The organism is Paenibacillus oenotherae (genome assembly GCF_019443105.1).
GTDB lineage: Bacteria > Bacillota > Bacilli > Paenibacillales > Paenibacillaceae > Paenibacillus_Z > Paenibacillus_Z oenotherae.
In genome coordinates, this window is the sequence record NZ_JAHZIJ010000005.1 from 237364 (window position 1) to 252834 (window position 15471).

Consider the following 15471-nt stretch of genomic DNA (forward strand, 5'->3'; position numbering starts at 1 on the left):
TCCATCCCCCCTGACCCCTTTGTTCCCACTGCCTAACGAACGTTAGTTTTACTTGATTTTATCCGCTACTTTCGTTATTGTCAATGGTCAACTTCCACTCCCTTTAAGTGTAAAAACATAGGGAGCAACTTTGAAAGCAATAATAATATCCGCTTTTATACCCAGGACTAATGGACTATAATTAGCTTATTATGGTATTATCTATGAATGCAGTTAAATATGCATAATTTGCCTAGTATTCACTATCCTTACACTACCTAAACATAGCGGTGCATGCTATAATTGCCGTACACAATTAGAAGGCCCTGATACCTAGAAGGTACAACCTCGTGAGCATTACAACGGGGGTGTGCCTTTTTTTGTATGGACCTATATTACTAAACGGGAGTGACCACGCAATGTTGCTGGAAGCCATTTATCATCGCCCGAAGCACAACTGGGCTTACGCCTATGACCGTGAGACGCTGCACTTACGCATCCGGACGAAGAAGGGTGATATCGATGCGGTAAAGGCAGTTGTCGGTGACAAATACGCTTGGGAGGGCACGGTTAATAAAGTACCGATGCGCCTCTTTATCTCAGATATGTTATTCGATTATTGGGAGGTTGCCGTGAAGCCGCCTTACCGGAGGCTCCGCTATTCCTTCCAGCTGGAGAAGGGCCGCAAGAAGCTGTGGATGACAGAGAAAGGCTTCGTCACCAAACTTCCGGACAATGCGGATACTTTCTTCGACTTTCCTTTTATTAATCCCATTGATGTATTTCAGCCGCCGGCATGGGTGAAGGAAGCCGTATTCTATCAGATCTTCCCTGAACGATTTGCCAACGGAGATCCTTCCATCAGCCCCGAGGCTGTAGAACCGTGGGGAGGCGAGCCTACACCGTTCAATTTCTTCGGCGGCGATCTTCAGGGTGTCATGGATCATCTCGATTATTTGACCGATCTTGGCGTGAATGCTATCTATTTCACCCCACTGTTCGAGGCAACCACCAATCATAAATATGACACCGAGGATTACTTGAAGGTGGATCCGCATTTTGGCACGAACGAGAAGCTCAAGGAGCTTGTCGATGAATGCCACAGAAGAGGCATCCGCGTGCTGCTCGACGCCGTATTCAATCATGCCGGCAAGACATTCCCGCCCTTCATCGATGCATTGGAGAATGGAGCAACGTCCAAGTATGCGGACTGGTTCCATGTGCGCGAATGGCCGCTGCGGGTCGAGAACGGCATTCCGACTTACGACACCTTCTCGTTCCAGCCTATTATGCCCAAGCTGAACACCGAGAATGCCGAGGTGAAGGACTACCTGCTCAAGGTGGCCAAATACTGGATCGAAGAAATCGGCATCGACGGCTGGCGCCTTGATGTAGCCAATGAGGTCGATCATCACTTCTGGCGCGAGTTCAGACAGACGGTGAAGCGCGTCAATCCTGATGCCTACATTCTCGGCGAGATCTGGCACGACTCCCTGATGTGGCTGGATGGCGACCAGTTCGACGCTGTCATGAACTACCCGTTCACGAATGCTGTATTGGATTATATGGCATATGGCACGCTTGACGGGCTGCAATTCTCCCAGGCCATTGGAGCGCAGCTTGCCGCTTACTCGCAGCAGGTTGGCGAGACCGCATTCAATCTCTTGGACAGCCATGACACCCCGAGGCTGTTGACGCTGTGCGGCGGAGACGAGCGCCGGATGAAGCTGGCTACCTTGTTCCAGTTCACTTTCCCGGGTACCCCTTGCATCTATTATGGCGATGAGATTGGCATGTCGGGCGGCAATGATCCGGAGTGCCGTCAATGCATGGTGTGGGACAAGAACGCACAGAACAGCGATCTGCTTAGCTTCTACCGCACGATAATCGCGCTCCGCAAAGAGAACCCGGCACTGCGTTCGATGGATATTCGCTTCATGCATGCTGCCGCCAAAGATGCTGCTATCGTATACGAGCGCAGATGCACAGAAGGCGACCGGTTTGTTATTGCGATCAACGCTGGCGAGCGTACCCGCAAGCTCGCTGTTCCATCCGCCAATGGCGCCTGGAGCGATGTCTTCACCGGCGAGTCCGTGCGCATTAAGGATAAGCTGCTGTCGCTGAACCTGGCGCCTTACAGCTTCACTATTCTCAGACAGTCCGTGAACAGAGCGGGCAGGACCTGATTAAAGTCTTGAAATAAAGGCTGCTCCATAAGTCATCTCATCTGATGGCGACTTGGAGCGGCCTTTTTTTGCCCTTTATTGACTGATCCGGTTGTTTATGACAGCGCTATCATTTTCCTTTCACCGTCATCCCGAACAGTGCTATACTCTATTTACACAATCGCCACTTGGCGTATAATAAAGAAGGATATAGTGCACACGTTTGCGCTTATTCACGGAGGGTAAAGCCCAATGGTTACTATTAAGGACATAGCGAAGATCGCAGGTGTGTCCCCATCAACGGTCTCCAGAGTTGTCTCTAATCATCCCAGAATCAGTCACGAAACATCACGTAAAGTGAAGGCAATTATGGAGGAGCTTGGCTACCATCCTAACATAATGGCGAAAAGCCTTGTGTCCAAGACGACGCAAACACTCGGCATCCTGCTGCCCCGCCCTGCGGAGGAGCTGTTCCGCAATGAGTTTTTTGGGGAATTGCTTCGCGGGATTGTGACCCAAGCAACCAGTGCCGGCTATGATACGCTAATTACGACCGTCACGAAGGATACGGACGAGCTGATGGCGATATCGCGCCTCGTTCGCGGACAGAGGGTTGACGGAATCCTCTTGCTGTCCTCACGGACTAGCGACCCCATTATCGGCTTCCTCCAGGAGAACAAATTTCCGTTCGTGCTGATCGGGAGAAGCGACGAATTTCCCGATGTGCTCTCCATCGACAACAATAATATTCAAGCGGCGCAGGATGCGACCAACCACCTGATCAGACAAGGACATACACGAATCGGCTTTATTAACGGACCGTCCAATCTGGTCGTTGCGCAAGACCGGCTTGAAGGCTACCATAAAGCGTTAAGCGATGCGAATCTGTCCACCCGGCCGGAATGGATTACGTCCGTTGATATGATTCAGGAAAGCGGATTCCGTGCCATGTCGGGCTATATGAACCAGCCCGAGCGCCCGAGCGCGCTTGTTGTGTTCGATGATGCTATTGCCTTTGGCGTTCTTCGCGGATTAACAGAGCTCGGCTACAACGTCCCCGATGATATCAGTCTGATAAGCTTCAATAATAATCCGTTATCAGAGCTGGCTTCGACACCGATCAGTTCCGTGGACATTGGCATCTATCACCTTGGCTATACTGCGTCGCAATCCCTGCTTCGCGCAGCGCAGGGCAAGCCTCTGCCAGAGAATCAGCTAATCTTGCCGCACCGTCTTGTCGTGCGCCAGTCATCCATTAATCAAATTTCAAAAAGGTCGTGAATATCATCTCTTCTACTGACAAACCGTACTTAATCGACGCTATTACAGGCAACTCCCGCTTTCTCGCATCACTGGGCCGCACAGGCCGGATCTACCGGCTATGGTGGCCGAACATCGATTTCCCGCAGCATCTGGATCGTATTCGCAGCGGCTTGTACCTGGAGGGGCATCTATCAACCGGAGCAACGACCTGGTTTGATGATGGTCAGGACGGCTGGCAGCACGAGGCTGCCTATGTCCCGCAGACCAATGTGTTCCGGGTGAAGGCTGCCAACGAACGCATCCCTGTCTCCTGTGTCACGGTAGATTTCGCCGTGCCGGATCAAGACGTTTATGTGCGTGAATATTCATTCACGAATGAAAGCGATGTCCCGGTTTCATTCCAGTTTATATTTTATTCTTCCTTCCATATCACGGATAATCGTCTATACAACACCGTACTCTTCGATGAAGAGGCAGATGCGCTCGTTCATTACCGCCACCGGTATTATTTCTCAATTGCAAGCTCCACGGAATGCAGCGGCTTCCATGCAGGCCGCGCCTGGGATCATGCCGGGCGGGGAACCCTCTATGGCAATATAATTGACACAACAACAGATGGAGCTCTCAGCTGGCGTGTTGATGCACTCCAACCCGGACAGACTGCTACTATACCCGTCTATATCGCCGCAGGTCTGGATCGGTTCTCCTCCCTGGATGCGCTTCGTCTGGCGACAAGCCGCCGTTCTGACGAATGGTATGCGGAGACCGTCAGCTATTGGAAGAATCTCATCGATAATGCCGCTCCATGCCCTACAGAAGACCAGGATATCAAGGACTTGTATGAGCGCTCTGTTCTTATGTTCAAATTAATGTCCGATGAAGCGACAGGCAGCATCGTTGCCGCGCCTGAGTTCGACGAGGGCTACACCCGCTGTGGCGGCTATGCATACTGCTGGGGACGGGATGCGGCGTTCATTACAACTGCGCTGGACAAGGCCGGCCTGACGGAGCTTACGTCCCGCTTCTACGACTGGGCGCTTACCGCCCAAGACCCTGACGGCTCCTGGCAGCAGCGTCATTATCATGACGGCACTGCCGCGCCGACCTGGGGCATCCAGCTCGATGAAGGGGCCTCCATTATTTGGGGCATGCTGTCGCACTACAATCATACGCAGGATCGCACCTTCCTCGATCGTGTATGGCCAGCAGTGTCCAAGGGCGCCGATTATCTTGCCAGCCAGCTGGATGCAGAGACCGGCCTGCCGCGTCCGAGCCGCGACCTGTGGGAAGAGCGGATTGCCGAGCATACCTATACAGCTGCTGCAGTATATGGCGGATTATCGGCAGCAGCTTCATTCGCCCGCCTGCAGAACCGCGAGGATCTTGCCACTGCATGGGAAGCAGCCGCGAATTCCATTAAGAATGGCATTGACCAGAACTGCTGGAATGAAGCCAAGAACAGCTACCATCGCGCTTTGAATCTGGAAGTGTGGCCGCATACATACGAGCAGGCGATTGGGCAAGGGCATCCCGTCTATACCGTAACATCCAAGAAAGGCTATACGACTCACTATCTCAAGTATGATTCCATGGTGGATATCAGCTTGCTTGGCATCGCCGTTCCATTCGCCGCTGTGGATGCGACCGACGAGCGTATGCGCATGACTGCCGATACAATCGAAAAGCTGCTTGCCTCTCCTGAAGTTGGCGGGATCAGACGTTACGAGAATGACGACTATATGGGCGGCAATCCGTGGATACTTACCACACTATGGCTGGCCCACTATCGCATTACAGTAGGCGAATATGACAAAGCGAGAGAGATGCTCCGCTGGGCCGTAGAACACCGGACCGACATGGGCCTGCTCCCTGAGCAAGTAGATCGGGTGACCGGAGAGACCGCCTGGGTTGTCCCTCTTACTTGGTCGCATGCCATGTTCATACTGGCGGTATCCATGCTTGCGGAAGGCAATCAGCTGTAGTTGCCCCGAAAGCCTGAAAGTCCTTTTTGGAAATCTCAGCTCCCACTAGGCGAAACATGCGAAACGGCAGTTATTTGCTCGTTTCTGGCCCCATGAAGGTGAAATGCCTGCCAGCGTGCAGGTATTTCACCTTCATTTTCCTTTATCGGCCGATTTGTCCTCACATTCATGCTTGATCGCAGGCATTCTGTCATTATGGCGTCTTGTGACCGAAATTCATGCACATTCGCAGCCTTCTTGCTCCGTCACGCTGCCTAAGCCCCCCATATACAATGAAAGATGCTTCCAGCCCCACTTTTAGTGGTTTTGGAGGCATCCCTTCACGTCATTTGGGACTGGCTCATTGGATATTGGACTTTTCGGACAGCCCCTTGTTGTCATTTACTGTACCAAGCTCACGAGGCGCACCTGGATACGATTGTCCCTGAGTTATCCCCATTACCGCAAGCTTCTTGCGGATTGCTTGATTCAACCGCGCAAGCTCCTTATCAGGAGAAGGCGTCGGGTCGTCTGTGAGTCTGTATTTGTTCTTCAGCTTCAGAATTCTGCCGACACTTTCATCAATGCGCTCCTCCGATATTTCCCCGTTCTCGACACTTTGCTTTAGCGCACCCAGCACAGCAGCTACGTTATCGTACTTATGCGCGACCATCACAAGATCTCCGCCTGCCTTGATCGTCAGAACAGCTGCATCTCCTATTCCATAATGCTTCGAGATCGCGCCCATTGTCATATCATCGGTAATGATGACACCCTTGAAATCAAGCGCTCCCCTTAGCTGTCCAGTAATCATCAGCCTGGATAGGGACGCCGGCTGCTTCGAATCAATCTCAGGGAGCAGCAGATGTCCCACCATAACCGCATCCACGCCTTCACGGATCGCTTCAATGAATGGCACCCATTCCAACGCCCGCAATTCTTCTACCCCTTTGCGCACGACGGGCAAGTCCAGATGTGAATCAACCCCCGTATCCCCATGCCCCGGAAAATGCTTCACAACCGGAATGACGCCCTGCTCTCGCAGTCCCGCTATTTCCTTCAACCCCATTCTGGTTACAAGCTCCGCTGTCGTTCCGAAGGACCGGCTGCCGATGACGGGGTTATCGGGATTGCTATTAATATCGAGCACCGGGGCATAGTCCATATTCATGCCCATGGATCTGCACATCTTCCCCAGCGTGCTGCCGATCCAAGCAGCGAATCCAGCATCATTCCTTGCGCCAATTGCATGCGCAGCGGGCAGTGCTTCTACTCCTGGCAGGCGGCTGACCCGCCCCCCTTCCTGATCAACAGAGAAGAGCAAGGGCGGCGCGGCAGGGTTCAACCTGTTCCAGGCCTTGAGCTGATTGACCAAGGCCGTAACTTCCCGGGGCCTGGCGGATAAATTATCCTTGAAGAAAATAATACCGCCCACATGCTGCCCCAGAATCATTTCCTTCATGCGCCCACTGGGTGTCTTTCCTTCAATCCCCGCAATAACCAACTGTCCCAGCTTCTCATCCAGCGTCATTCCCTTCAGAGCATCTTGAAGCCCGGCCTCCGGCTCATGAACTGGCGGAGAGTTCCCCGATGGAGCTTGACCAGCCCCTGGCGCCCCCGCTTCAGGTGGAGCAGTATTGCCCTTCGAATTGGAACAGCCTGAGAGGCAACAGATCAGGAGTAAAACAAACATGATGCGCATTCTTCCTCTAAGCAAGTCCTCATCGTCCTCTCGCCATCCTATACACGCAATTCCGCATGATGGATGATCGACGTCTCAATCTGAATCGTCACATGGTCGATATTGAATTTCTCTTTGAGCATGCGAATCGCTTCTTGAAGAATGGCGGACTGATCACTCTCATCCCTCACCAGCAGATGGCAGGTTAATGAATCAAGCCCCGACGTAATCGTCCAAATATGCAGGTCATGGACATTCTTGACGTCCTCTATATCCTCCAGCGCTTTCTTCACCTGCTGCTGATTAATGCCGGAGGGAGTGCCTTCCATCAGAATATGAAAGGTATGCGCTACTACACCCCAAGCACCCTTCAGAATCAACAAAGCGACGATCACACTAATAATAGGATCTGCAATATACCAGCCAAATATAAGCATGACAAGTCCAGCCGCTATCGCTCCTAATGAACCGAGCGCATCTCCGATGATGTGCAGATACGCGCTGCGCAAATTAACGTTGTTCTTGACATCGCCCTTCTTCATAAGCGACCAGGCGCTCACAATGTTCGCAAGCAGGCCGATCGATGCGATGAGCATCATCGAGCCGCTAGCTACAGTCGGGGGAGCGAAGAGGCGCTCATAAGCCTCCCATATAATAAAGCCGGCGATGACGAAGAGCGTCACACCATTGAACAATGCAGCCAATATTTCGAAACGGTGGTAGCCGTATGTTTTACGGGGCGAAGCGGCTCTGGCTGCCACGGATAACGCGATCAGACTTAGCAGGAGGGCACTGGCATCACTCAACATATGGCCCGAGTCTGACAGGAGGGCAAGGCTGTTCGTAATTAATCCGCCGAAAAACTCCAGCAGCATAATTCCCCCGGTAATCACTAAAGCAATGAAAAGCCCCTTCTTGTTGCCGTCTCTGCCGTGATCATGATGGTGGTGATGGTGACCGTGACCATGGTGATCATGCGAATGGTTATGTCCATGGTGATCATGCGAATGGTTATGTCCATGGTGATCATGCGAATGGTTATGATGCCCGTGCATAAATATCCTCTCCCTTGAATGCTCTTCTATAGTACTATACGATCTCCCTCCAGATGGTGATCCGCAGATAAAACCTCCGCGCCTAACCACGATCCAGAAATAACATATGATTATGTGTTCATATATTAAATATGATTCAGAAGTGAAATTTTGTCAAGGGTCTTTCTCCTAAATCCTCTAATGTCCTTTATTGCACGGGAAAGCCCTCCCTTAGAGACCGCTTGCAGTCATCGTAAAGGAGGGCTTTCCCACTGTATTGTGAATGGATATTAGAACATCGCTAGATAGTCCACAGGCTCCAATCGTTGCGGCGCTTGCCAATGGCGTCGATCCAACGGAACGTAATGTCGAACAGCTGCTCACGCTCCGCCTTGGAAGAGAAGGTATGATCCGCCTGCATAATGACTTCCTTATCGCAGTTCCCTTCCTTCCGCAGCCAGAACATTTTCTGATACAAAAAGCAATAATCAACCGGTATAACCGTATCCGCCGTGCCATGGACGATCAGCACATCGCCATTGTAGCCACGAAGCTCCGTAAGAGGCTGGAACTGCGCCAGCGAGTCTGTGAATTGCTTCGTCAGCTCGTAATGCATATAATCGCTTTTGCCTGTCCGTTCTATCTCTTCTATGGCCTTCGTTCCGATAATATTGCGGATATCCATGAAGGGATGGGCAACCGGCGCCCACAGCACAAGCGTCTTCACCCGGGTATCGCGCGATGCCGTCAGAACAGCCACCGCTCCCCCAAGGCTGTGTCCGACCAGAATAATACGTTCAGGATCAACAAGGTCAAGGCCCGCCGCGTAATCGAGCACCGTTCTCGTCTGCTCAATAAGCGCATCCAACCCGCCGCTGCCATAATCCCCCGTGCTTTCGCCACAGCCTCCGTAATCGAAACGAAGCACCAGATAGCCGCTCTTCGTTAACCGTTCGGCAGCCTCGACAAACAGCCTGTCGGTTCCTATACGATTGCCTATAAAGCCATGGCATATGATAATGAGCGGATATTTGTTCGATCTAATCTCACCACGATTAAGCGGGGGATATTGCAGTACACCGGACAGTTCCAACTGCCCGCTCTTAATGGTTATGGGATGATTCATCGTTGGTGGCACCACCTTAATCCTATTAATCCTACCTATTTGCTTGGGATTAAGAATACCATGAACAAATGCTGCCGTCAATCGTCTTTAACCTATTTTATTTCAAGGCTTCCATCGCCGCTTCTATCTGGCTTCCAAACTTGGTTCGTTCCAGATCTGCAGCTATTGGCGGGCCGGTAGTTACGGTGTCATTATAGTAGAGAACCAAGTAGCTGCCTTCTTGAAGCACAATAGGCGGATAAGAGCTGAGGCTTTGCTGCCGCTCTTGAAACTTATCATGTCCTGATTCCCGCTTCTCTATCGTACCGAAGTCATAAATATGCAGCTGATTCACATCATCCAGCTTATATATGTGTGGCTGGACGCCTTCCAAATCGCTATTCGCAGCCGGCACCACTTCCGTGAACGCGACCTCCTCTTGCTTCAATGCATCTGCAAAAGATTGCGGCTTTCCCTCCGAGCAAGCCGTCAGCAGCAGCAATCCAAGCAGCGCCAAGCCTCCTATGAACCTCTTCATTAGCAGCCCTCCCATGGATCTGAATATCGCGAGGCCGGGCGTGCCTATGCCCCGATTCTCTTCAAGGCTTCACGAACGCTGAGAGCAGATAATGGAGTCTCCTTCACGAATGCACGCACCGCATGTTCATCGGTCTTCGCATATTCCCGCAGCGCCCAGCCGATTGCCTTGCGGATGAAAAATTCCTCCTCGTCCGCGCATTGGCGAATGTATCCAAACAATAAGTCCTTATCCGTCTTTCCCTTGTATCCCAACTGGAATAGAAGAGCACTCCGGCGCAGCCAAAGATTGTCGGATGCAATCCATTTGTCCCCATACTCCGGAATCAGCTCTGGATATCGCCCGAACAGGCCTCCCACAAGCTTGCCTGCAATGATATCAACCGTATCCCACCAGGAGGCTGTCGTAATCATCATTTCCAGCAGCCCGATCCATGACGCATCCAGCTTCTTCAGGCGCTTCTCCATCAGCAGCAATGCCGTATACTGGTATTCCCGCTCCGGAAGCTTCCACAGGGCGCGAACAATAGCATCCAGCTCTTCAAGCTCAGGCGTCCCCTTCTCCTTCAGAAACTGCCGCGTCGCCTCGACCCGCTCCGGAGACTTAATCCCAAGAAAGGGAAATTGATCCCGCATATATGCAGCCATTGCCACTGCCTTGTCCTCATCCGAATGACCACGAAGCCACACTTCCAGCTCTGCCACATAGGGCACTTGTCCCACTCCATCATCCTCCAGGTCCGCCATCAATCCTCGGCAGTATTCATTTACAGCATGCTCTTTCGTTCTATCATATACCAATAGGAGACGAGAAATAAAATGCGCAGCAAAAAAATCCGCCCGGGTTCATAATTGAACCATCGAACGGATTTAACCGGCCGCAAGCTCCAAACCTGCGGGAGAGGTCGGCAATGCACGACTTAGAATTACGCAATGACGGCTTCAATCTTGCGCCATTGCAAACGATCCCGCATAGCGACCACAGGGCCGATCACAATCGCGACAGGACTGGAGAGCCGTGATACTTCCGGGTCACCTACGATATCAGCGAGCGTACCGACCACCGTTTGCTGCTCCTCGCGTGTCCCGCTTTGAATAAGCGCAATCGGCGTATCTGCCGGCTTGCCATTCGCAAGCAACTGATCGATAATGAACGGCAGCTGCTGCAACCCCATCAGCACGACCAGCGTCTCCGCGCCAGCAGCCCATGCCCAATCGACACAAGCCGTATCTTTGCCCACACATTCATGACCGGTTATAACCGCAAAGGATGCAGCCAGGGTACGATGCGTCACAGGGATACCGGCATAAGCAGGCGCAGCGATGCAAGAGGAGATACCCGGTACAATCTCGAATTCAACTCCCCGTTCCGCCAGATAGGCCGCCTCTTCTCCACCGCGGCCGAACACGAACGGATCCCCGCCCTTGAGCCGTGTCACCGTCAGACCGCGCATTGCACGATCCGCGATCAGAGCGTTGATATCCTCTTGCTTCATTGAATGATGTCCGGATGCCTTGCCTACATACAGCAGCTCTGCGCCAGAATGAGCTTCCTTCACAAGCTCCTCGGATACAAGACGGTCATACACAATGACGTCCGCAAGTCGAATCGTTTCCAGCCCGCGAAGCGTAATCAGCTTCGGGTCTCCCGGTCCAGCGCCGGTCAGATACACTTTACCGTACATATACACCCACGCTCCTCGATCGCTTTTTATCCGAATATAGTAAGCAGAACCCGCTCATTCCGCCATTCCTTAAATGCTGCCGGAATCGGGCTCATCAGAGCCGCCTCCGAAAAATTTGCTCATCGCAACCACCATGCTGCCCATCCGTTCTTCCTCAGGGAACAGCACCCGCTCCACGCCTTCCTCATATACCGCTTCTGCCGTCACTTTCCCGACAGCAACTGCAAGCACACGGCTGGCAAATGCATCGCGCACAGCCTCCAGCTGGCCCATCCGTGCAGCGCAGCCCATCACATATCGCACCTGGACCGTACTCGTCATCGTTACCGCATCCACCTTGCCCGTCACGATCTCATCGATGAGACGCTCTACAACGTCGCCCTCTGGCGGAATATGCCGATAGGGCAGCAATTCCTCGCATACCGCGCCTCTCTCGGCAAGCACGCCCGTCAGCCTCGGGGCAGGATCTCCATACAGCTGCAGCGCCACACGGCTTCCCAGCAGATCATAAGACTCCAGAGCCCGCAGCAGCCCTCTCGTCGTACCGTCGTCGTCCCGAACCTCCGGCGTCAACCCAAGCTTGCGCAGCACATTCACAGTCTTGTAGCCTCTTGCGCCAAGCTTCATCGACTTCAGAGCGCCAAGAAAGCTCTCAGCCAAGCCCAGCTTCTCGGCCGTTTGCAGCAACGCCTCTGTCCCAACACCCGTCGTGAGAATCAGCCAATCCGCCGGCTGGTCAATAAGCGCCCTTAATTGATCCTCGATAAAACTGTCGTCCAGAAAAACCGTCCCTTGTGCCGGCCTTAATACGGTCTCTCCACCAAATTTATTAATCATGCGGCTCAATTCGTCCGCTTTGCGCGGTCCGGTCACGGCAATAATTTTGCCTTCCAATCGACCCATGCCCGGATCCCCCCTTGAAGTAATATCTATCTATATATAATAACCTGTGTTAGGACACTTTGGAATGCACTTCGCTCATCACCAGCACGACATTGCCGCTCGCGTCCACATGAGCAGGAAAAGTCGTCACGCAGCCTTCATCCGGCGACTGTACAACGCCATCCTGCAGATCGATCTTCCAATCATGCAGCGGGCAATATACATGGTGGTCACAGACGATTCCTTCCGACAGCTTCCCTTGCTTATGCGGACAGCTGTTCTCCACCGCCTTGACTTCGCCATCCGACAGCTTGAACAGAGCCAGCTCCAGCTCACCGAGACGGAAGACACGGCCGCGCCGTTCAGGGAATTCAGAAATATGTCCTACGATCACTTCATTCATTCTCTCTTGCTCCTCTCGTTCTTATCAGCTGCTCGTCTCTTCTGTTGCCGCAGCTTCCGGGTTCGCCGGCGCCGTCAAAGCATCGAACGCTTTGCGCAGCTCCTCATTCTCGATGATTTGCAGCCAAGGATCCTTCATCAGATCAAGCGTCTTATCAATGCGGCTGTTGTAGCTGTCGCGATCCTCCTTGGCACTCAGCTCCTGCTTGATTGTATCCAATCCGATCCGCTGCGCCCATTCGCTTGTACGTTCGCCGAAGTTAGCCGTCTCCCGATAGTACTGCAAATAGGCTCCGGTCCACTCCAGCACTTCCTCTTCCGTCTTCACCTTCACCAGAAGATCAGCCGCGCGTACTTTCGTACCGCCGTTGCCTGCTATATAGAGCTCCCAGCCGCCGTCAATCGCGACAACGCCAAGGTCTTTAATCGTTGCTTCCGCACAGTTGCGCGGGCAGCCGGATACGGCAAGCTTCACCTTGTGCGGCGTATTCAAGCGCTCGAATTTCTTCTCCATGTCGATGCCCATCTTGATGGAATCCTGTGTTCCGAAGCGGCAGAAGGTGGAGCCTACACAAGTTTTGACTGTACGCAGCGCCTTGCCGTATGCATAGCCGGAGGGCATATCGAGATCCTTCCACATGCCGGGCAGGTCTTCCTTCTTCACGCCGAGCAGATCAATCCGCTGTCCGCCGGTAATTTTGACTAGCGGCACATGGTATTTCTCCGCAACTACTGCAATTTTCTTAAGATCCTCCGGCGTCGTTACACCGCCATAGATCCGCGGCACAACCGAGAACGTCCCGTCCTTCTGAATGTTCGCGTGATTGCGCTCATTGACGAAACGCGATTCCAGCTCATCCTCATGCTCTTCTGGAAAAGCCATTCCCAGGTAGTAATTGAGCGCCGGACGGCACTTCGAGCAGCCCTCGGGATTATGCCATTCCAGCACATGCATCACTTCTTTTGTCGTTGTGAGGCGCATCCGTGTGATGGCGTCAACAACCTCATCGCGGGAAAGAGCCGTACAACCGCATATGCCCTCTTTGACCGCCGCAACATTATCCGCTCCAAGCGTCGCCGTCAGAATCGCTTCCACTAATGGCTTACAGCCGCCGCAGCCGCCGGATGCCTTCGTGCACGCTTTAATCTCAGCGACGCTGACGCAGCCCTTCTCCATTATCGCTTCTGTAATCGTCTCTTTGGTAACACCGTTACAGCCGCATACGATTTCGTCCCCGCTCATTGCCGCAACGAGATCCTCCGTGCTTGCCGGCTTGCCCCCGCCGGATGGGCCGAAGAGCACTTCCTTCTCTCGTCCGCTGAAGTCCTCACCGCTGCGGATAACCGAGAACAGCCGCGAGCTGTCGCTTGTATCGCCGAACAATACCGCACCTACCACTTTGCCTTTCTCAAAGACAACCTTCTTGTAGACGCCCTCTAGTCCGTCCTGAATGCGCAGCGCCTGAGTGCCCGGCTCATCCGTGAACCTTCCGGCCGAGAACACATTGACACCGGATACTTTGAGCTTGGTCGAAACAACCGAGCCCTGGTAGCCCTCGCTCTCTACACCGGCAAGCTTCTTCGCAAGGATTGCCCCCTGCTCATACAGAGGCGCAACGAGGCCATAAGCGATCCCGCGGTGCTCTGCGCACTCTCCCACTGCATATATATTAGGAATGTTCGTCTGCATGTAGTCATTGACGACGATGCCTCGATTCACTTCGATACCGCAGTCCTTGGCCAGCTGCACATTCGGCTTGATGCCGACCGCCATTACGATGAGGTCTGCATCGACATGCGTGCCATCCTTGAACTTCAATCCGGCTACACGCTTCTTGCCGATGATGGATTCAGACTGCTTCTCCAGCAGGAAGTTCATCCCTTGGCCCTCAAGCTCTGCCTGGAGCAGCTTGGAGGCGGTCGGGTCAAGCTGACGCTCCATCAGACAATCGAAAATGTGAACAACGCTGACATCCATCTTCAGATTGACGAGACCGCGCGCTGCTTCAAGGCCGAGCAAGCCGCCGCCAATAACAACGGCCTTGCGGTATTTTTTCGATGCATCGATCATCGCTTCACAGTCTTTAATATCACGGAATGCAATGACGCCTTCCTTGTCCGCCCCAGGCAGCGGCAGCATGAACGGCAGCGAGCCGGTCGCGAGCACAAGCTCGTCATACGCCACTTCGATGCCTTTATCCGTTGTAACAACCTGTTTTGCAGTATCTATGCTTCCGGCAGTTTGACCGTAATGAAGGGTAATGTCGTTATCACGGTACCAATCCCAATCATTCAGAATAATGTCCTGCATGCTCGCATCACCTGCAAGTACAGACGAGAGCATAATCCGGTTATAGTTGGGGTGAGGCTCAGCGCCAATAATTGTCACTTCATACCGATGAGGGTTTAATTTCAGTAGCTGCTCTACGAACGAAACACCTGCCATGCCGTTGCCGATCATGACTAATTTTCTCTTCATTCGATATTCTCTCCTTTATAAAAACATAAAAGCCCATTCCACTGTCGCTGTGACGAGTAGAATAGGCTCCATTGCCGGGTTAAATGACACGCCTTTGTGTCGGTAAACTTCACTTCTTAGGTTTAAGTATATATGTAGACACACTTTAATGTCAATATAGTTAACATAAAAAAGACATTCCATGAAGAGGCATGTTACGTTTGTCAAATGAGCTCATTTTTGCATCGACATTCCAAGCTTCAATGTGTTATATTTTATTACACATTTAATGGCTTGGGACCGTGTCTTTAGGTATGCC

The 15471-nt window shown here is 52.6% G+C and carries 12 protein-coding genes; 3 read left to right on the forward strand and 9 right to left on the reverse strand.

Annotation, left to right across the window (positions count from 1 at the left end; translation table 11 throughout):
- The first annotated feature begins 398 nt into the window (after positions 1–398).
- The 3 genes from K0T92_RS10210 to K0T92_RS25490 all read left to right on the forward strand — a co-directional run bounded on the left by K0T92_RS10210 (position 399) and on the right by K0T92_RS25490 (position 5389).
- Positions 399–2165 carry a glycoside hydrolase family 13 protein gene (locus K0T92_RS10210; RefSeq protein ID WP_219872356.1) on the forward strand — a complete coding sequence of 589 codons (1767 nt, stop codon included), beginning with the start codon at positions 399–401 and terminating at the stop codon, positions 2163–2165.
- Positions 2166–2396: 231 nt separating this feature from the next.
- Positions 2397–3425, forward strand: coding sequence for a LacI family DNA-binding transcriptional regulator (locus K0T92_RS10215; RefSeq protein ID WP_219872357.1), 1029 nt, complete (start codon positions 2397–2399; stop codon positions 3423–3425).
- Positions 3422–5389: a glycoside hydrolase family 15 protein gene (locus K0T92_RS25490; RefSeq protein ID WP_343223683.1), complete on the forward strand. Its 1968-nt coding sequence runs from the start codon at positions 3422–3424 to the stop codon at positions 5387–5389. The genes K0T92_RS10215 and K0T92_RS25490 overlap by 4 nt, the downstream gene beginning before the upstream one ends.
- Before the next feature lie 340 nt (positions 5390–5729).
- Here the strand turns inward: K0T92_RS25490 and K0T92_RS10225 are convergent, their stop codons facing one another.
- The 9 genes from K0T92_RS10225 to nirB form a co-directional block, all read right to left on the reverse strand.
- Positions 5730–7061 (reverse strand): glycoside hydrolase family 3 protein, encoded by a 1332-nt coding sequence (locus K0T92_RS10225; protein WP_246628045.1) that lies wholly within the window; start codon positions 7059–7061, stop codon positions 5730–5732.
- Positions 7062–7108: 47 nt separating this feature from the next.
- Positions 7109–8104, reverse strand: coding sequence for a cation diffusion facilitator family transporter (locus K0T92_RS10230; RefSeq protein ID WP_219872358.1), 996 nt, complete (start codon positions 8102–8104; stop codon positions 7109–7111).
- Positions 8105–8384: 280 nt separating this feature from the next.
- Positions 8385–9209, reverse strand: coding sequence for an alpha/beta hydrolase family protein (locus K0T92_RS10235; protein WP_219872359.1), 825 nt, complete (start codon positions 9207–9209; stop codon positions 8385–8387).
- 97 nt (positions 9210–9306) lie between these two features.
- Entirely contained in the window at positions 9307–9726 is a 420-nt protein-coding gene (locus tag K0T92_RS10240; protein ID WP_219872360.1) for a hypothetical protein, read from the reverse strand.
- Between the two features lie 44 nt (positions 9727–9770).
- A complete protein-coding gene (locus K0T92_RS10245; protein ID WP_343223684.1) occupies positions 9771–10448 on the reverse strand; it encodes a DNA alkylation repair protein in 678 nt (225 codons plus the stop codon).
- 203 nt (positions 10449–10651) lie between these two features.
- Positions 10652–11410, reverse strand: a complete 759-nt coding sequence (cobA, locus tag K0T92_RS10250) for a uroporphyrinogen-III C-methyltransferase (RefSeq protein WP_219872362.1) — start codon at positions 11408–11410, stop codon at positions 10652–10654.
- Between the two features lie 69 nt (positions 11411–11479).
- Positions 11480–12313, reverse strand: coding sequence for a uroporphyrinogen-III synthase (locus K0T92_RS10255; protein WP_219872363.1), 834 nt, complete (start codon positions 12311–12313; stop codon positions 11480–11482).
- A 49-nt stretch (positions 12314–12362) separates the two neighbouring features.
- Positions 12363–12695 (reverse strand): nitrite reductase small subunit NirD, encoded by a 333-nt coding sequence (gene nirD, locus K0T92_RS10260; protein ID WP_219872364.1) that lies wholly within the window; start codon positions 12693–12695, stop codon positions 12363–12365.
- A gap of 24 nt (positions 12696–12719) precedes the next feature.
- Positions 12720–15173: a nitrite reductase large subunit NirB gene (gene nirB, locus K0T92_RS10265; RefSeq protein WP_219872365.1), complete on the reverse strand. Its 2454-nt coding sequence runs from the start codon at positions 15171–15173 to the stop codon at positions 12720–12722.
- Between the last annotated feature and the right edge of the window lie 298 nt (positions 15174–15471).

Excerpts from the sequence above, each read along its gene's own strand:
- K0T92_RS10210 (WP_219872356.1), top strand. The coding sequence starts at position 399 with ATGTTGCTGGAAGCCATTTATCATCGCCCGAAGCACAACTGGGCTTAC.
- K0T92_RS10215 (WP_219872357.1), top strand. The coding sequence starts at position 2,397 with ATGGTTACTATTAAGGACATAGCGAAGATCGCAGGTGTGTCCCCATCA.
- K0T92_RS10225 (WP_246628045.1), bottom strand. The coding sequence starts at position 7,061 with ATGTTTGTTTTACTCCTGATCTGTTGCCTCTCAGGCTGTTCCAATTCG.
- K0T92_RS10230 (WP_219872358.1), bottom strand. The coding sequence starts at position 8,104 with ATGCACGGGCATCATAACCATTCGCATGATCACCATGGACATAACCAT.
- K0T92_RS10235 (WP_219872359.1), bottom strand. The coding sequence starts at position 9,209 with ATGAATCATCCCATAACCATTAAGAGCGGGCAGTTGGAACTGTCCGGT.
- K0T92_RS10240 (WP_219872360.1), bottom strand. The coding sequence starts at position 9,726 with ATGAAGAGGTTCATAGGAGGCTTGGCGCTGCTTGGATTGCTGCTGCTG.
- cobA (WP_219872362.1), bottom strand. The coding sequence starts at position 11,410 with ATGTACGGTAAAGTGTATCTGACCGGCGCTGGACCGGGAGACCCGAAG.
- K0T92_RS10255 (WP_219872363.1), bottom strand. The coding sequence starts at position 12,313 with ATGGGTCGATTGGAAGGCAAAATTATTGCCGTGACCGGACCGCGCAAA.
- nirD (WP_219872364.1), bottom strand. The coding sequence starts at position 12,695 with ATGAATGAAGTGATCGTAGGACATATTTCTGAATTCCCTGAACGGCGC.
- nirB (WP_219872365.1), bottom strand. The coding sequence starts at position 15,173 with ATGAAGAGAAAATTAGTCATGATCGGCAACGGCATGGCAGGTGTTTCG.